Consider the following 16,550-nt stretch of genomic DNA (forward strand, 5'->3'; position numbering starts at 1 on the left):
GACGGGACCTCGCCCACTGAGGCTGAGAGTCTACGGTTGAAAGTGCACACCCGCGCTCGGAGTTGAGTGCGGACCGTGGCCCGGAGCTCGGTGCAGAGGTCCGAGTGGACCCGTGGGCATCGGACGCGAGGGCCAGGGACCGTGGCAGTGGTGACTTGCTCCGCCCGTTCTCGGGCGCCTCGGCGCGACGGCGAGTAACTTTCGGTGCATGACCATTGAACGTTGGCAGCGGGTCTCCGAGTGGCCCATGATCGTCGCTGCCGTGGTGTTTCTCGCTGCGTACTCGGTGCAGGTGATCGCGGACCTCCCCGAGAGCGCGAACCTGCTCCCGGATGACCTCGTGTGGGTCGCGTGGGCGGTGTTCCTCATCGACTACGCCGTGAAGCTGTGGCTGGCGCCGAGCCGGGGGAGGTGGTTCGTCCGGCACCTGCACGAGCTGTTCATCCTCGCCCTGCCCGCCCTGCGGCCGCTGCGGCTCCTGCGGGTGGTGACCATCCTGAACGTCTTCCACAGCCGGGCGGGCGCGGCGCTGCGCGGGAAGCTGCTGGCGTACGTGCTCGGCTCCTCCGCGATGCTCGTCTACTGCGGCGCCCTTGCGACACTGGATTCCGAGCAGAACGACCCGAACGCGAACATCCGCTCCATCGGGGACGCCCTCTGGTGGGCGGTGACGACCATGACGACGGTCGGCTACGGGGACCGGTACCCGGTGACGGCGGTGGGCCGGTTCGCGGCCGTCGGCCTCATGCTCACGGGGATCGCGGTGCTCGGCGTCGTCACCGGTTCCATCGCCTCGTGGATCGTTGACGCCGTCGCGCGGCAGACGGCGCGGCAGACCGCCGCGGCGGTCGAGGAGGCTGTGGAGGCCATCGATGAGCCGTTGGAGGAGCAGATGCGTGCCCTCGTGGAGCAGGTGGCGAGGCTGAGCGCCGCGCTGGAGGCCCGGAACCTCAAGGATCCGGGCCGGCTCGAAGCCTGACCCGGCCCCTAGGCCCTGAATTCGAGCACGGGGCGGTCCGCGACTCTGTCCGCCCGGCGCTGCCAGCTCCTGGGGTTGTCCCAGTCGATGACGAGGGTGCCCGCGAGGGGCGCGAGGAACGAGCTTGGGCGCAGGTCGAAGAAGCGGCGGGTGGCGCCCGGCTGGACGGGGAGCTCGCCGCGGTTCTCGAAGGTGCCGAAGAGCCGGGCGCGGCGGCCGCCGTCGGCGATGAAGATCACCCAGTAGGTGGGCGGCGTAGCCGTGAACTTCAGTGCCGAGAAGTGCTGCGAGCTGGTGTACGCGAGGAGCTTCTCCGGGTCGGTCAGGTCCTCCGGCTTCTGCATCTCCTCGTGGCCGCCGGGCCGGTAGACGTGCCGGAGGACGTGGACGTCGTCGAGGTCGATCCGAGGGCTGTGCTTGGAGCCCATTCGGGTGAGGACTTCGCGGAGGGTGAGGGAAGCGGTTGTCGGCGTACCGAGCAGACTGGGGTGGTTCACGACGTCAGGATATGCGGCGTCGGGACGCCCTGGCCGCCGGGAGCGGCGACGCCCTCCGCGCCTTTGCCACTGCGACCCGTATAGGACAGCAGAGGAAGGAGGACAGCTTGAGCGATCTCGGGTACGTCCTGGTCGGGTTCAGTTAAGCCAGCGGACAGCCCGCCCTCGTGGATCAGGACGTCCACCGCACCGAAGATGAGGCTGAGGAGTCCCGGGACCCGTTCCGGGCCCAGGGCGCCGCGGCGGGGCGCCTGGAGCAGCATGTGGTCGCCGCGCTACGTGGCCGCAGGGTGGCTAAGCGCTGACTGGCTGGGGGCACCATGGTCGCATGGGTCGCGTCCGACTCCGCCAGCTGATCGCCCGCCCGTGACCCTTAGGGCGAGTTGGGGCGATGAGTTTCCGCGGGACCTCACGGCCCCCGCTCGTAGAAGCCTGTCCTGGACGCCGCCCTGGGTGCTAGCTTTGCGCGCATTGGGGGAGTGCAGGCGTGCTCCTATGCATAGAACGGAGCACCGCGTTGAGCAGTCCGCAGCAACCTGAACCGCCAGCCTGGCCCTCAGCCAAACCGCACTACCCGACGCCGACGTGGCCCTCGTCGTCGCAGCCTTCTCCATGGCCTCCAATGCCGAACCCCTTGGTGCCCTTCGTGGACCCGCGGTTCACCGAGAGGCTGCGCAGGGGGCGCACGTGGGTCGGGGTGCTGTCGCTGGTGGTGGGAGCCTTCGCGCTCATCGGCACTGCGGCGACCGCTGTCCTCGCCAGTCTCCGACCGGGCCTGATCACCTCGGGACTTGTCGGGGCTGTGCTCGTAGCGTTCGGGCTCATGGAGGGCCTTGCTTACCTTGGGGTTGGGATCTGGGTGCTGGTGACACGTAGGGGAACGACCTCGGCCCCGATCATCACGGCCGTGGTGCTCAGCAGCATCGGTGTCGCACTCGGACTCTTTGACGTCCTGACCGAGGCCTTGAGCGGGCGCTCGCTGCAGGTCTGGGCGCTCGTCGTGGTCGCAATCCTGCTCGGGCGATCCATCAGAGTGCTGCGGATGAAGCCGAGCCCGGCTCAATTCCCGCCCCGACGAGAGCCGGGTAAGCAGATAGTGTGCCCATGCGTCTCCCGGCGCGCGGCTGCGGCGCCGGTAGACGTGGATGCCGTCGCGGTCAGTCCTCTGGCTGTGCTCTGTCTGCATTCGGGCGAGGACATCGCCCCAGGGATGGCGGTCCAGCCAGGGCATGAGGAGAGAGTTGGGATCGTTCTCGCCCATGTCCGGGTGGGGCATCGGGCTCCTGGAAAGTCATGGGTCGTCGGTCATCCAGAGGCCTCAAGCGAAGTCGTACCGCGCGACGGTAAGAACTCGGTCCGGCTCGATGCCAACCCTGTCCACAGGTCGAGCGTCATATTCGAGCATGCCGTTTGGTGAGCAGAGCCAGAAGATGAGGTTCTCATGTGCCACTCCGCGCTCGTTGGCAATGGCTATGAGGGCCGGAATCACAGGCAGGACTCGCGTGCTATCGAACTGAAATCTCGGGTAACGGACCGCTCGCTGGCCGCGGCGGACGTATCCAAGGATCTTGCTCCTCGCTCGCATGCTGGATGCCAAGGTGCGGGTCCGCTTCCTTCCCATCTGCTCTGCGACTCCCCAGCTGTCGAGCCACCCGAATTCGTCCTCGACCGCCCGTAGGTCCTGTTCTTCCTGCGCGAGGGCGAAAGCTATCTGCGGGGAGACCGCTCGGCCCTCTTTGGCGAGGGGCGAAGCCAGCGCCGCAATTGACTCCGCAAGCTGGGAAACGAGCTCCTGACCGGCCTCATCGGTGCTGCCGACCCGCGTGGACCGTCCTGAGGAGACCCTGGTGTGCCGTGCCATACAGCGAGGCTACTCGCACACCAATCCAGAGACGATGCCCTGGCTCGGGCGCGCACTGGTCTTCGAGGATCGTTCGAGACCGGCAGTAGCGTGGCATTCGGCGGCGAGAGCGGCCCGCTGCCCGGGCCATCTCGGCCTCCGCTGCCAGTGCCGGGTCCGGGAGGAGAGGCTCCTTGAGATCGCTCACCGAAAGGACCCTGCGGTTCGGCGGGACCGCCGGACTTTGTCATCCCAGGCCTGAACCAACTCGGCGGCTGCCCACATGTCCCGCAGCGCTGCGACAATGAGCGCATGCCCGCGAATAGGGGTTCCTCTGTGCTCAATCCGCAGTTGATCCTCGATGAAGCCGTTGACGCGGTCCAAGTGGAGCTGGCTCGTGGTGACCTCGACTTTGCGCTTGGGCTCGCTCTGGATGCATTCAAGGCGCTAGTGGCGCTCGAGCCTGAGACGTTGGCAGAGCCGCACTCGACTGGGGACGCGTGATGGGACGCACTCTTCGCAGCCGGGGCTCGTACCGCGTTGAGCTCGGCGGGCCGTTGCCACGGTTTGGGATCGCGCCTTCCGCAGCCTTGGTTTCCCGCTGGGGATACTCGGAGCATCAGCGCTGCTTACCGGCAGCTCACCATCCGGCGTACGCCCAAGGAGTTCGCTGAATTCAACATCTTCCTGAACGTCACCTCGCTGGCGTCAGAATAGGCGCAATCCTGATCACCCAACTCATGCACACGGAGCGCCCCGACTATGCCGGCTGCACAAGTTGGATCCTTGGCGAGGTGCGAGGGCGATGAGGCTTGCGAGCAGGAGTCCCCTTCACAGACTGAAGGCCAGCGGCGCATGACGGTCACCCTGCAGGACACTGATCCCAAGCGGGTCCAACCTGCCGGCGAACCCGTTCGAGCTGGTCCTGGGGCCTCTCACCCACAAGGTCGCCTGGCGGCCCGCCGCCACCTGGGCACTGACCGGCCTCGGCCCAGTGACCGTGGCGGTCGCCGCCGTGGTGGTGCGGGCCGTGCTGCGCCGCCGCTCCAAGCGTTCCCGGGTGGACGCAGCCGCGCAGCACATGGCCACGGGCCGCGACCTGCGGGCGCTCAGCCTGGCCGGGGCGACGGCGACGGCCCAACGCCTCGGAGTCAGAGGCTCCCCCGGAGTCCCGGTCGGGCGGACCGTCCTGGGCCGGCAGATGGTCTACGGCTCTTGGGAGGACATGCACCTCGACGTCTGGGGCCCCCGCACGGGCAAGACCACCTCCCGGGCGGTCCCCGCGATCCTCGCCGCCCCGGGCGCCGTCCTGGTGACCTCGAACAAGCGGGACATCGTCGACGCAACCAGGGACGTCCGGGCCGCCGACGGGCCGGTGTGGGTCTTCGACCCCCAATCCGTGGCGCTCGAGGAGCCTTCCTGGTGGTGGAACCCCCTGTCCTATGTCACGGACGAGGTGCGCGCGGCCCGGCTGGCCGACAACTTCGCCTCCGGCTCCCGCGGCCCGGACGCGAAGACGGACGCCTACTTCGACCCGGCCGGGCAGGACCTCCTCGCCGGCCTCCTCCTCGCCGCCGCCCTCGACCACCGCCCGATCACCCAGGTCCACACCTGGCTCACCCGCCCGGCAGACGATACGGCCGTCGACATCCTCCGCGCCCACGGCTTTACCCAGACTGCTGACGCCGTCGGCGGCGTCGTCAACGCCCCCGAGAAGCAGCGCGGCGGCGTGTACGGGACGGCGCTGCAGATGGCCTCCTGCCTCACCAACCGCCAGATCGCCCACTGGATCACCCCACAAGGCAAGGGCGACGGCCGGCCGCAGTTCGACCCGGCCGGCTTCGTCCGCTCCAAGGGCACCCTGTACAGCCTGTCCAAGGAGGGCAAGGGCACCGCCGGCCCCCTCGTCACCGCCCTCACCGTCGCGGTGGTGGGGGCCGCCGAGGAGCTCGCCGTCCACTCGTCCGGTGGCCGCCTCGCCACCCCCATGGTGGGGGTCTTGGACGAGGCGGCGAATGTGTGCCGCTGGCGCGAGCTGCCGAACCTCTACAGCCACTACGGCTCCCGCGGCCTCGTCCTGATGACCATCCTCCAGTCCTGGTCCCAGGGCGTGGAGGTCTGAGGCCGCGACGGGATGCGCAAGCTCTGGTCCGCGGCCAACATCAAGGTCTACGGCGGCGGCGTCGCCGAAGCCGAATTCCTGGGCGAGCTCGCCCAGCTCGTGGGCGAGTACCGCTACTCCAACACCACCCGGTCCAGTTCCAGGCAGGGCATCTCCACCAGCCACGACCACGACCGCAAGGAGCGCACGCTGGACGTCTCCGACCTCGCCGCGTTCCCCCGCGGCCGCGCCATCATGTTCGCCTCCGGGGCCCCGGCCGCACTGCTGGAGACCGTGCCCTGGATGAACGGGCCCCCCCTGAGGCGGTGCGGGCCTCCATCGCAGCCCACGACCCCGCCAACCAGCCCGCAGCTACTGAAGGCGACCGGTGGACAGCCGCTCGAGCGTCGAATGAGTGAGGGACTGGGGGAGTGGGACGACGAGCCCGAGGCCCCGGAGCCGGTCGAGGACGCGCCGGAGCTGTTCTACGCGAATGTCGCCGAGTTCGTGGCCAAGAAGCTGGCCGTGACCTACCGGCGCCAGATCAACGTCCAAGGCGGGAGCACGTGGTGCCCGCAGTGGTGGAAGCACGCCGAAGCAATCAGTCGGCTCGAAGCCCTCTGGCGCGCCTGGGAGCACCTGCGCCTGGACGGCACGACCGGCATAAGCGTCTGGTGGCGCGACCACGCAGACCACCATATGAGCGTCCTCCTCTCCGCCGACGGGCCCTTCCGAGGCTGCAGCCCCGACGACGGTCACCGCGCCAAACTCACTCCGCTGCCCTGCGACGAACCGCCAGGGGGACTGTTCTGACTACGAGGGTCTCTACTGCGGTGATCTTCATCGGTTCCCTTTCTGATGGGTGGTTCAGGGGGTGGGGGTTGCCGCGGTGATCGCCTCTGAACCCTGTGCACGGCAGGGCTGCCTCCGCAGCGCGGTGAAGGGGGAGCGGTGCGCCCGAGACTGGTCGGGGAAGGCTGAGAATCAGGCCCAGCGCAGAATCAGCGGGTCTTTGCGCTTGGCTATCTCGAGCAGCTGCGACCGGGTGTCGGGGTGGAGTTCGCCGAGGGGTGCCCTGGTCCTGTCGCTGTGGATGATGCGTCCTTCCTTCATCAGGGTTTTGGTGGCGCGCAGGCCGCACTGGCGGTTCTCGAAGTGGATGAGGGGGAGGAGGTCTTCCCATCGGGCCACGGCGCTGTCCCGGTGTCCTGCGTGGTAGTCGTGGACGATGGGGCCGAGCTGGTCGGGGACGAGGCAGCTGCTCATTGTTCCCTGTGCGCCGGCTTCCAGGTCCGGGATGAGGGTGATGGCCTCTTCGCCGTCGAACACCCCTGGCAGGTTCTCGCCTGCTGCGGAGACGAGGGCGCGGATCTTGTCTGCTGTCTGGGGCATTTCGATCTTCGCGTACCTGATCTGCGGGATTTCGGCGGCGAGCCGGGCGAGCAGTGCCACGGATAGCGGGGTGGGGCTCATGGGGGCGTCCTGGATCATGACGTCGATCTCGAGGCCATCGGTGACGCGCTTGAAGTACTCGACCACCGCGTCCTCGTCGGCTTTGACGGTGGCACCGAAGAAGGGGGCCATGAGCATGACCATGGCGGCTCCTTCCCGCTGGGCGCGCTGGGTGCGTTCGCGGGCGATCCGGGCGCTGTAGTGGCTGGTTGTGACGCAGACGGGGATTCTGCCGGCGGCGTGGTCGAGGGTGGCCGTGAGGACCTGGTCGCGCTCGTCGTCGGTGAGGGAGAACTGCTCGGAGTAGTTTGCCAGGATGCAGACGCCGTCGGAGTTGGCGTCGACGAGGAAGTCGATGACGCGCCGCTGGCCCTCGAGGTCGAGTTCTTCGTCGTCTGTGAAGACGGTGGGCGCTACCGGGATGACGCCGGTGATGGTGTTCATGCTGTTGGCTCCATGCGGGCTTGTCGGTGGACGGGGGTCGGTGGATGCGGGAGAAGTCAGCGGCCGGAGTGAGTCCGATCCTGTGGGGGATGGAGTGGGTCGGGCCTCTCGGAGGGAGGGGTGGTGCGGGCTCTTCGGCCGCTCCGGACGTGGTCTGCTGGCCTCGAGCGCTGGGGGAGCGGGGGCGTCCCAGGCGTGCTCGTCTGCTCTGCCGGGGTCAGGCGCGTCTCGTCAGATTCCTGCCGAGACTGCTGTGGCGGCGTCATCCTGTCGGCGTTCGGCCCTTTCCCATTGCCCGTTGACGCGTCGGCTGATCTTCCAGGGGTTCTCGTCCTGGAGCGGGGCCGGCAGCTTCTCGGGGGGGAAGGACTGGTAGGCGACGGGCCGCATGAAGCGTCGGATCGCGCCTGTTCCTACTGAGGTCGCGTTCGGCGCGGTCGTGGCGGGGTAGGGGCCGCCGTGGTGCTGGGCGTAGGTGACGCTCACTCCGGTGGGCCACCCGTTCCAGAGCAGTCGGCCGCTGCGTTCGGCGAGGACGGCGACGAGGTCGGCTGGGTCCTCCTGCGGCTCGGCGTGCACTGTTGCTGTCAGCTGGCCGTCCAGTAGCGATGCGAGTTCGCACAGGTCGGTTCCGGGCCGGTAGGAGACGATCAGGGTGGCGGGCCCGAACATCTCCTGCTCGAGGATTCGTGGGTTCTGCCGCACGCGTTCGGCGGTCGTCCTGAGCAGGGTGGGGCGGGGGGCTTCGTCGTCGCTGCCGGCGATGAGGACGTCCACCCCTTCGGTGGCCTGGAGGGCGGCCACGGCGTCGCCGAAGCCGTCCCGGAGCGAGGGGGTGAGCAGGAGCGCCGGAGCGTGGCCCTCGAGCGCGGGGGCGAGCGCGGCAACGAGGTCGTCTGGCTCTGTTTCCGGGGCGAACAGCAGCCCGGGCTTGGTGCAGAACTGCCCCATGCCGAGGGTGAAGGAGGCGGCGTATTCGGTCAGGATGCTGTCCCGGCGCTCCTGCCAGGCCTTCTCGGTGACGAAGACGGGGTTGATGGAACCGAGTTCCCCGTAGAAGGGGATCGGGGCTGCCCGGCGGGCTGCCCTGTCGAACAGGGCCCGGCCGCCGGCGGTGGACCCGGTGAACCCGATGGCCTTGACCACGGGGTGGTCCACGAGCGCTTCGGCGGCCTCGCGGCCGGTGACTGTGGAGAAGAGGGCTTCCGGCGCCCCGGCGGCGGCCAGCGCCCCGATGACGATCTCGGCCGTCCGGTGCCCGAGCCGGCGGTGCCCGGTGTGGATCTTGTGGACGACGGCGCAGCCGGCGGCCAGGGCCGAGGCGCTGTCGCCACCGATGACGCTGAAGGCGAAGGGGAAGTTCGAGGCGCCGAAGACGCCGACGACTCCGAGCGGGACGTTGACCCTGCGGAGGTCTGGGCGCGGTCCCATGCCCCAGGAGGGATCGGCGTGGTCGATCGTCGCCTCGAGGGGTTCGCCCGCGACGATCTCGGCGCCGAGGAGTCGGAGCTGGAAGACTGTTCGCCTGAGCTCGCCCTGCAGCCTCGCCTCGCCGAGATGCGTGTCCTCGTCTGCGATCCGGACGAGTTCGTCGGCGTTTTCCTCCAGGGACGCGGCGACCGACTCCAGCCAGCCTGCACGGGCCTGCGGGGGACGCCGCGCGCCAGACGGTAGGCATCGTGCGCGGCGCGCACCTTCTCCTCGAGCTGTTCGATGGTGGTGTTCATCCTGTCCTTCTCTTCGGTGGACCGATTGGCCATCGCGGGGCAAATCCAGTGGTCAGAGTGCTTCTGGAGCTGGGACGGCAGGGCCGGGGCGGCCGGCGCCCGCGCGGCCGACGGTGTCCTCGTTGAACCGGTCTTCGCTGCCCTGGTTCGTGTCGGAGCGGAAGTACTTGGAGTAGTAGACGGCAACGAGGGCCACGAGGGCGTTGGCGACCATGTAGAGGGCGATCGGCCACCAGTGTCCCGACCAGGCGAAGAGCGCTGTTGCGATGAGGGGGGCAGCGCCTCCGAGGATGGCTCCGGTGATCTCCCTGGCGAAGGCGACCCCGGTGTAGCGGACCGCGGGGGGGAAGAGCTCGGTGAGGAACGCTGCCTGGGCGGCGAAGACCGTGCTGACGGCGCCGACGAAGTACACCACCAGGTCCACGGCGATCAGGGCCGGCTGGTGCGTGTCGATGATCATGAACATCGGGAATGCCCCGGCTGCGGCGAAGACGAGCCCTGCCATGTACAGCTTCCTGCGTCCGATCCGGTCGCTGAGGTGGCCGAAGTAGGGCGCGGTCGCGGCGCCGGCGACCAGGAGGGCGGCGTTGATGCCCAGGGCCAGCAGTGCGGCGAGGCCGATGTTGTTGGTCAGGTAGCTCAGTGCCCAGACCTGGGGGATGTAGGAGAACCCGGAGAAGAAGTTGCAGCCCATCGCCACCAGCAGCCGGCGCTTCTCGGTCCTGAACAGGCGCAGCAGCGGGATGCGCTCGATCTCGGCGTTGTCCTGGGCCTTCTTGAACTGTTCGGTCTCGAAGACCCGGCGGCGGATGTAGTAGCTGACGGCGAGCATGACCAGGCTCAGCAGGAACGGGATGCGCCAGCCCCAGGTGTAGAACGCCGGGCCGGTGATCCCCAGGACCGCTTGGAAGGCGAACAGGGCAAGGGCGCTGCCGACCCAGGTGGCCGAGCCGGACCACGACGCGTAGAAGCCGCGTCTGGCGGGGCCTGAGGACTCGGAGGATAGGATGATCGCTCCGGCGTATTCGGCGCCGGCGCCCAGCCCCTGCAGGATGCGCAGGGCCACGAGCAGTGCAGGCGAGGCGAAGCCGATGTTCGCGTAGCCAGGCAGCACTGCGATCAGCGCTGTGCTCAGGCCCATGATCATGAGGGTGACGACCATGACGGGCTTGCGGCCGATCTTGTCTCCGAGGTGCCCGAACACGATGCCGCCGAAGGGCCGGGCGAAGTAGCCCACCGCGAAGGTGGCGAATGCTGCGATCAGGCCGACAGCGGGGTCGCTGGATCCGAAGAAGTAGCCCTTGAAGATCAGCGCCGCAGCCGCCCCGTAGAGGGCGAAGTCGTACCATTCGACGAGGCTGCCCACGGCCGAGGCCGCGGCAGCCCGTCTGGCGTTGCGCGCGTGGTCGGCGGGGTGGAGGGTGGCTTCCATGGTGGCTCCTTTGCTCACGTGGAACTGTGCCGGGGATAGGGGGTCAGTGGGAGGTCTGGAGGCTGGGGGCGTCTGCAGTGGAGTTTCCGGCCTTTGCGTCGAGGGGCCCGAGGGCCTCGAGGGTGCGGAGGCGTTCGGCGGCGGCCCTCATCGCCGCCCCCTGGCCCCAGACGTTCACCTCGGTGGGCAGGGTCCTGTACATTGCCGCGTCCTCGGCTCCGGCGGTGGAGGCCCAGGTGCAGGCGGAGACGCCCCAGAATGAGCCGTCCTGGTCGATGCGCGCCTCGGTGTACCGCCAGGCGTCCTCGGCGGCGGCGGCGAACCTGCCGTCCAGCACCCCGGTCCGGACGCCCTTGGTGAAGGCCGCGCAGAACATCGCGGCCGTGGAGGACTCCAGGTACGCCTCTCGGTCGTCGATCACGGTCCGCCAGCACCCGGTGGAGTCCTGCAGGGCCAGGACCTCCTCGGCCAAGGCTCGGAGTTCTGCTTGGGCTTCGTCGTGCCCGGGATGGTCGGCCGGGATGACGGAGAGTGTGTCGACCATGCCGAGGAGTGCCCATCCGACTCCCCGTCCCCAGCCGGGGCCGTGGATGCTGCGGGCGCCGGTGTCGTAGGCGTGGGCCGGGAACGGGGAGCCGGCCGGGGTGAGGACGCGCAGGTGCGCGGCCTGCTCGGCGAGTGCGGCGTCATACCAGCGACCCTCGCCGGTCATGCCGGCGAGCCGTGCCAGGAACGGCGGCACGTGGTAGATGCTGTCGACCCAGACCGTGTGGCGGTACCGGGGGTCGTCCGGCCGGTACAGCGGCGCGTCCTCGGCGCGGGGCACCCCGAGGAGGTGGTCCGCAAGCCGCCGGGCCTGCTCGAGCGGTGCCGGGTCGTCGGTGACCGCTGCCAGGCGCAGCAGCGCGTCTCCTGGGGCCAGGTGATCCCTCCATCCCAGCGGTGCGGCCGGGCGCCGGAGGAAGCGCTCGGCGTGCGCGGACGCCTCCTTGTCGCCGACGAGCTCGGCGGCCTCGAGGAGTCCGTCGATGGCGATGGCATCGCCCCAGAACCAGACGGTGAAGTCGTAGGCTCGCGTCCGGCGGGCAAGCCGGCCGAGCAGTTCGGCGGCGGACGGGCCCATCAGCGGGCCCTCCGGGCGCAGCCGACGTGGGGGAGCCGGCTGGTCGGCGGGGCGCAGAGGAGCGTCTCCATTTGTCAACCTTTCATATGATGATTCGATCTTCACACGATAAGTTGGGACGGAGGGGGTGTCAAGGGCCTTGGGGCGGGATGCTGGGGAGGCCGCAGGCCGATGCGCCGGAAGTGCGCGGACGCGCGGATCTGGGCGGAAAGTGGAGCGGCGTCGGCGCGCCCCGGGAGAGGCAGCGGCGCATTGCCGCCTCGTCCCGACGAGGGGGGCGGCACCCGCGCCGGATCCGGGGGGCTAGAGTGCCGCGGCGTCCTCGGGGCGGGACGAGCGGGCCTCCCGAAGGCGTTCCCCGCGCAGGCGCGCATCGTCCCGGCCTGTGAGGCGCAGCAGTTCCTGCATCTGTGCCTCGGCCTCCTGGGGCTGGCCCTGTCCGACGGCATCGAGCACGTGCTCGTGGTAGGGCAGGGACTCGTGCATGCTGGGAAGGACCGGGCCGACGTTCGCGTGCCGCAGCACCAGCGCGGACCTGACTGCTTCCTGCAGTCCCTGCAGCATCCGGTTGTGGGTGGCATTCAGCAGCAGCGCATGGAAGTCCAGGTCGGCGGCGAAGTAGTCCTCCGGACTCTCGAGGGCCTCCCTCATGCGCTCCAGGGCGCCGCCTATCGCCGCGCGGTCCGCCGCCGTCGCGCGCTGGGCGGCGAGCCTGGCGCTGGCCGGCTCGACCATGAGCCGGAATTCCTCGAAGTCGCGCAGCAGGTCGTGGTCCGGCTCTGCGGCGAGCTGCCAGGAGAGGACGTCCGGGTCGAGCAGGTGCCATTCGGATTGGGGTCGGACCCTCGTGCCCAGGCGGGCCCTGGCCTGCACGAGGCCCTTGGCTGCCAGCCCGCGGGTGGCCTCGCGGATCACCGAGACGCCCACCCCGAACTCCTCGGCGAGCTGCGGTTCAGTCGGCAGCGCATCGCCGGGGGCGATGCGGCCGGCGACGATGATCTGGCCGAGTTCGTGGAGGACGTAGTTCTGGAGGTTCCGGTACGGTTCGTCGCGCCCTTCCCTGCCCAGGCGTGAAGTCCGGATTCCCTGCGTCATGGCGCCTCCTTTGGGTGCATTTCTCCGATCATACCGTGATTGAGTGCGCTGGGGCAGGCTCAGCTGGGGCTCAGGCGGCTGGCACTCCGGGGCGGCTCTGCCCCACAGGGGACGGGGTGGCCCCGCCTGAGCGTGCGAGGGCTTCGATCCCGATGGCGGCGCGGCGGACCCGTTCGCGGCCCGTGCTCACGGCGGCCTGCTCCAGGTGGCCGCCGCTGGGGTACAGGCCCGGGGCGTTCCGCAGGCCGAACTTCAGGTGGACCGGGGCTGCAACCCGGACGATCTCCCCGATCTCGTGGTATCGGGTGAATCCTCCGAGGTTCTCTGGGCTTTCGATGTAGAGGTCCAGCGGGGAGCGGCAGGCGGACCGGAAGGCCGCCAGTTCCCCTGCGGGAATGTCGGAGGCGACGTTGAGGGTGTCGGCTCCTGCCTCTTCGAGCAGGGAGGCGCCGACGGGGTTGGCGATGCCCATGATCGCCGAGGCCTTCATCACGAGGTCCTCGGGCAGGTCCCCGGCGCGGCGGGCCTGGTCGACGAGCCGGATCAGCCCCTCGTCGGCGACCAGGATGCTGCGGATGCCGAGCTCTGCGGCCCGGAGCACGTCGTCGAAGGCGTAGCGCAGCTGGGCGATGGTGGTGTGGCGCCAGCCGAAGAACTTCCCGTCCGGGGTCAGCGCCGAGGCGCTGCCCTCCCAGGGGGCGCGGGGGCCGACGAAGAGGCAGACTTCCACGCCGTGCTCGGCCCCGAGGGAGGCCATGTCGCGGATTTCGGCGTCCTGGAGAAGGGTGATCCCGCTGCCCTGGGAGACCCGGTGCAGGGGGACCCCGAGTGCCTCTGCGGCCTCGATGACCGCCTGGAGGGCGGCGGGCCCCTCGACGCTGGGGATCTCGATGCGGTAGGAGCCGCCGTCTTCGAAGGAGTCCGGGGAGGTGGGGCAGTCCCGCACTGTGCGGGCGAGCTGTTCCAGTGCCAGGGGCATGGTCGGGGTGGCGGTGCTTGTCCTTGCGGGGTTCATCGTGTCCTCCGGGGGAATGGGCGGCAGTGCAGTGGGGGTCAGTTCGAGGCGCCGGTGGGCCGGTGCCAGCGGTAGCAGACGTCGAGTTCGTCGAGCAGGTCTTTCGGGTCGCGCTTCCGCCGCAGTCCCTCGTAGATCAGCCGGGATCCGCCGGACTGGACGGCGATCCAGCCGTCGAAGCGCGGTCGGCGCCACGCTGCGTCCTGGGTCCGGCGGGTGGCGGCGTAGAAGTCCAGCCACCGGGCGTTCACTGCGGGGTCCTCCCAGGCGGCCGTGGCGCTGGGCTGGCCGCCGGCAGCGGGGATGACGGTGCGCTGGGCCTGTCCGTGCATGGCCTGCCTCACGTGCTCGAGCAGCCGCTCGTCGTCCGCCGACCTGGCGGCCAGGGCCAGGCCGGTCCCTCCGAGGACCGAGCCAGGGGTCCCGCCGGGGCGGTGGGCCGGTGCGTCGCGGAAGCAGACCGGCGGCAGCCCGCCTGCCGTGGCGTCGCTGTAGGTGACGTATCCGAAGACCAGCGGGCTGTAGGCGATACCGCCAGTCTGCATGCGGTCCAGAATCTCGATGGGGTCCAGGTCCAGCAGGTCGGGAGGAGTCCGGCGGATGAGGCGGCCCAGCAGGTCCAGCGCCTCCCGTCCCACCGCCTGCGGGACCAGCTGGGTGGCGGTGGCCTCCAGGGCCGGGTCGACGGCTGCGGCGATGCCCAGGAAGGTCAGGAGTGTGTGGGGGCCGGCAGTCGGGACGCACATCTTCACTTCCGCGGGGAGCGCGAGGACCTCCTCCCAGGTGGCGGGGACGTCGGCGAGCAGGTCGGGGCGGTGGGCGCTGACCTGTGCGGCGGCGTCGACGGGGAGGGCCCACTGGTGGCCCTCGTAGCGGTAGCTCTCGTAGGCGGCTCCCACGCTGGCTGCCTCCCACGCGGCCAGCTCGGCCGCGGGGAAGAGCTCCTCGAGCGGGGCCAGCGCGCGGGCGGCGCGGGCGCGGCCGAGGCCGGGGTGGTCCAGGACGACGAGGTCGTAGCAGGCTGCCAGGGCGTCGATCGGGCGGGACTCGAATCCGGCCAGGTCCTGGGCATCCCAGCGGACCCTTGACCCAGGAACGCTGAGCGGGCCGGGCAGCGCGGCCTGTTCGGCAAGTGCCCTCATGGGGGCGAGCCCTCGCGGGTGCGACCAGGTCATCCCTCGGAATTCTTTCAGGGCCACTGTGCCTCCCCGGCTGCCGGAGCCGTGCTCCGCGGAAGGGCGCTCCCCGGCCCCTCGGGGCCCAGCGCCTGTCTGCGCACCTTTCCCGACTCCGTCCTGGGGAGCTGGTCGGTGAAGTCGATGATGCGGGGGTAGGCGTGACGGCCGGCCTCCTGCCGGACGAGGTCCTTCAGGTTCGAGGCCAGTTCGGGGCTGCCCGCGTAACCTGGCATGGTCTCGACCACGGCGCGCACCGTGCTTCCGCCGGCCCCGTCCGGGGTGGGCACGGCGGCGGCGTCCCGGACTCCCGGATGGCGTCGGAGCACGCTTTCGACCTCGACGGGGGAGATCTTGTAGCCGGAGGTGACGATCACGTCGTCCACGCGTCCGCGGTAGGTGAGCTTTCCGTCGCTGTCCCGCCGGAAGACGTCTTCGGTGGCGAGCCACCCGTCCTCCGTCCAGAGCCTGGCCCACGCCGGGGTGGCGTTGGCGTATCCGTCGGAGAGCTGGTGCGGCGGTCGGCGGATCAGCAGGCGTCCCTCGGAGGCCGTCCTCCCCGGGTCGGCCAGGCGGACCTCCCATCCGGGGATGGGTTCGAGGCGCCCGTCGCCCTCGCCGGGGTCGGCCAGGACCATGCCGACTTCGGTCAGGCCGTACCCGTTGCGCAGCGGCACGCCGGTCAGCTCTGACCAGCTGCGGGCCGTCTCCGGGTCTAGCGGTTCCCCGCCGCTAGTGGCCGGCAGGAGCCCGGGCAGCGGCGGGCCGTCGGGAATGCTGTCTAGGAGCCTGCGGAAGGCGGTGGGGGCGCCGGCCACGTGGACCGCGCCGTTCTCCGCGAGGGCGTAGAGGATGCGGGCGGCGTCGAACCTCCCTGTCTGGACGATCACGCGGTGGCCCAGGGCCATGATGGTGCTCCCGGTGGTGAGCAGCCCGTAGGACCAGCCGGGATCGCTGAGCCCCAGGACGGCACTGTCGGGCCGGGTGCCTAGGACGTGCCGGGCGAAGGGGACTGTGGCGAGCCAGCCAGCGTGCGGGATCGTGCACGCCTTCGGCGTCCCGGTGGTGCCGCTGGTGAACATCATTACCGCTGTGTCGGCGGGGCCGGTGGCCGCGATCGGGCGGTATGGGGGGTGGGCGAGGGCCTGGCCGAGCGAGGGCCGGCCTGGGCGGCCGTCCGTGGCTGTGGCGGAGCCGATGATCTCGGTCCCGGGCAGTTCGTCCTCGAGGGCTGCCTGCAGGGCGGGTTCGCAGACCACGATTCTGGCGGATGCGAGCCGGAGCCGATCTGCAAGGGCAGCGGCCCCGTAGCCCGTGAAGAGCGGGACGTAGACGGCGCCGAGCCGCCAGGCTGCGAACGCCACCAGCCAGGGCGCCAGGCCGCGGTCCAGGATGCCTGCGACCGTGTCCCCGGCCCCGATTCCGCGGCTGCGGAGGTAGCCGGCCAGCCGGGCGGACATCCCGTCGAGCTGGGTGTAGGTGAAGTTCTCGGACGTGCCGGATTCGTCCCTGACGGTGAGGGCGGTCCGGGTGCTGTCCGCGGCCCATCGTCCGCAGGACTCGGTGTAGAGGTTGTGCCGTCCGGAGCGCGGGTGCTCCGCCGCGAGGGCCTCGACCAGGGCCCATTCGGCCGTGTTCGCATCGACTGGTGCTGCAGTGGGGCCGGGCAT

Annotated in this window: 14 protein-coding genes and 1 pseudogene; 3 read left to right on the forward strand and 12 right to left on the reverse strand. The window is 70.1% G+C overall.

Annotation, left to right across the window (positions count from 1 at the left end):
* Positions 1 to 208 precede the first annotated feature (208 nt).
* Entirely contained in the window at positions 209 to 979 is a 771-nt protein-coding gene (locus SA2016_RS04665; protein WP_066495883.1) for a potassium channel family protein, read from the forward strand.
* 8 nt (positions 980 to 987) lie between these two features.
* Here SA2016_RS04665 and SA2016_RS04670 read toward each other — a convergent pair whose 3' ends face one another.
* The 4 genes from SA2016_RS04670 to SA2016_RS21335 form a co-directional block, all read right to left on the reverse strand.
* Complete coding sequence (locus SA2016_RS04670; protein ID WP_141305502.1) at positions 988 to 1,476, reverse strand: hypothetical protein; 489 nt, start codon at positions 1,474 to 1,476, stop codon at positions 988 to 990.
* Positions 1,473 to 1,661 (reverse strand): hypothetical protein, encoded by a 189-nt coding sequence (locus tag SA2016_RS21325; RefSeq protein WP_141305501.1) that lies wholly within the window; start codon positions 1,659 to 1,661, stop codon positions 1,473 to 1,475. Before SA2016_RS21325 ends, SA2016_RS04670 begins: the two co-directional genes overlap by 4 nt.
* Positions 1,662 to 2,046: 385 nt before the next feature.
* The gene (locus tag SA2016_RS21330; RefSeq protein ID WP_157089113.1) at positions 2,047 to 2,208 is read right to left on the reverse strand and encodes a hypothetical protein; all 162 of its coding nucleotides are present in this window, start codon (positions 2,206 to 2,208) and stop codon (positions 2,047 to 2,049) included.
* Between the two features lie 586 nt (positions 2,209 to 2,794).
* Positions 2,795 to 3,337 carry a hypothetical protein gene (locus SA2016_RS21335; protein WP_141305499.1) on the reverse strand — a complete coding sequence of 181 codons (543 nt, stop codon included), beginning with the start codon at positions 3,335 to 3,337 and terminating at the stop codon, positions 2,795 to 2,797.
* A 1,204-nt stretch (positions 3,338 to 4,541) separates the two neighbouring features.
* Here SA2016_RS21335 and SA2016_RS22120 point away from each other — a divergent pair.
* A pseudogene (locus SA2016_RS22120) lies at positions 4,542 to 5,597 on the forward strand (type IV secretory system conjugative DNA transfer family protein); the annotation flags it as partial.
* A 231-nt stretch (positions 5,598 to 5,828) separates the two neighbouring features.
* The gene (locus tag SA2016_RS04690; RefSeq protein WP_066495897.1) at positions 5,829 to 6,230 is read left to right on the forward strand and encodes a DUF4913 domain-containing protein; all 402 of its coding nucleotides are present in this window, start codon (positions 5,829 to 5,831) and stop codon (positions 6,228 to 6,230) included.
* Positions 6,231 to 6,401: 171 nt separating this feature from the next.
* Here SA2016_RS04690 and SA2016_RS04695 read toward each other — a convergent pair whose 3' ends face one another.
* The 8 genes from SA2016_RS04695 to SA2016_RS04730 form a co-directional block, all read right to left on the reverse strand.
* Positions 6,402 to 7,313, reverse strand: coding sequence for a dihydrodipicolinate synthase family protein (locus SA2016_RS04695; protein ID WP_066495900.1), 912 nt, complete (start codon positions 7,311 to 7,313; stop codon positions 6,402 to 6,404).
* A gap of 231 nt (positions 7,314 to 7,544) precedes the next feature.
* The gene (locus tag SA2016_RS04700) at positions 7,545 to 9,083 is read right to left on the reverse strand and encodes an aldehyde dehydrogenase (NADP(+)) (RefSeq protein ID WP_306505424.1); all 1,539 of its coding nucleotides are present in this window, start codon (positions 9,081 to 9,083) and stop codon (positions 7,545 to 7,547) included.
* Between the two features lie 9 nt (positions 9,084 to 9,092).
* A complete protein-coding gene (locus tag SA2016_RS04705; RefSeq protein ID WP_066495903.1) occupies positions 9,093 to 10,472 on the reverse strand; it encodes an MFS transporter in 1,380 nt (459 codons plus the stop codon).
* A 43-nt stretch (positions 10,473 to 10,515) separates the two neighbouring features.
* Complete coding sequence (locus SA2016_RS04710; RefSeq protein ID WP_066495907.1) at positions 10,516 to 11,595, reverse strand: glycoside hydrolase family 88 protein; 1,080 nt, start codon at positions 11,593 to 11,595, stop codon at positions 10,516 to 10,518.
* A 303-nt stretch (positions 11,596 to 11,898) separates the two neighbouring features.
* On the reverse strand, positions 11,899 to 12,690 hold the full coding sequence (locus SA2016_RS04715) for a FadR/GntR family transcriptional regulator (protein WP_066495910.1): 792 nt from the start codon (positions 12,688 to 12,690) through the stop codon (positions 11,899 to 11,901).
* Between the two features lie 70 nt (positions 12,691 to 12,760).
* Complete coding sequence (locus SA2016_RS04720) at positions 12,761 to 13,705, reverse strand: U32 family peptidase (RefSeq protein ID WP_218030588.1); 945 nt, start codon at positions 13,703 to 13,705, stop codon at positions 12,761 to 12,763.
* A gap of 38 nt (positions 13,706 to 13,743) precedes the next feature.
* Positions 13,744 to 14,847: a carbohydrate ABC transporter substrate-binding protein gene (locus SA2016_RS04725; RefSeq protein WP_141305497.1), complete on the reverse strand. Its 1,104-nt coding sequence runs from the start codon at positions 14,845 to 14,847 to the stop codon at positions 13,744 to 13,746.
* Between the two features lie 47 nt (positions 14,848 to 14,894).
* Complete coding sequence (locus tag SA2016_RS04730; protein ID WP_066495927.1) at positions 14,895 to 16,550, reverse strand: AMP-binding protein; 1,656 nt, start codon at positions 16,548 to 16,550, stop codon at positions 14,895 to 14,897.

Origin of the sequence: Sinomonas atrocyanea (assembly GCF_001577305.1) — a bacterium.
In the GTDB taxonomy this organism is placed as follows: domain Bacteria; phylum Actinomycetota; class Actinomycetes; order Actinomycetales; family Micrococcaceae; genus Sinomonas; species Sinomonas atrocyanea.

Bases quoted from the DNA above. Each gene is read 5' to 3' on its own strand.
- SA2016_RS04715 (WP_066495910.1), bottom strand. From the start codon at position 12,690: ATGACGCAGGGAATCCGGACTTCACGCCTGGGCAGGGAAGGGCGCGAC.
- SA2016_RS04695 (WP_066495900.1), bottom strand. From the start codon at position 7,313: ATGAACACCATCACCGGCGTCATCCCGGTAGCGCCCACCGTCTTCACA.
- SA2016_RS04720 (WP_218030588.1), bottom strand. From the start codon at position 13,705: ATGAACCCCGCAAGGACAAGCACCGCCACCCCGACCATGCCCCTGGCA.
- SA2016_RS04665 (WP_066495883.1), top strand. From the start codon at position 209: ATGACCATTGAACGTTGGCAGCGGGTCTCCGAGTGGCCCATGATCGTC.
- SA2016_RS04705 (WP_066495903.1), bottom strand. From the start codon at position 10,472: ATGGAAGCCACCCTCCACCCCGCCGACCACGCGCGCAACGCCAGACGG.
- SA2016_RS04690 (WP_066495897.1), top strand. From the start codon at position 5,829: ATGAGTGAGGGACTGGGGGAGTGGGACGACGAGCCCGAGGCCCCGGAG.
- SA2016_RS21335 (WP_141305499.1), bottom strand. From the start codon at position 3,337: ATGGCACGGCACACCAGGGTCTCCTCAGGACGGTCCACGCGGGTCGGC.
- SA2016_RS21330 (WP_157089113.1), bottom strand. From the start codon at position 2,208: ATGAGCGCGAAGGCTCCCACCACCAGCGACAGCACCCCGACCCACGTG.
- SA2016_RS04710 (WP_066495907.1), bottom strand. From the start codon at position 11,595: ATGGGCCCGTCCGCCGCCGAACTGCTCGGCCGGCTTGCCCGCCGGACG.
- SA2016_RS04725 (WP_141305497.1), bottom strand. From the start codon at position 14,847: ATGAGGGCACTTGCCGAACAGGCCGCGCTGCCCGGCCCGCTCAGCGTT.
- SA2016_RS04730 (WP_066495927.1), bottom strand. From the start codon at position 16,550: ATGCCCGGCCCCACTGCAGCACCAGTCGATGCGAACACGGCCGAATGG.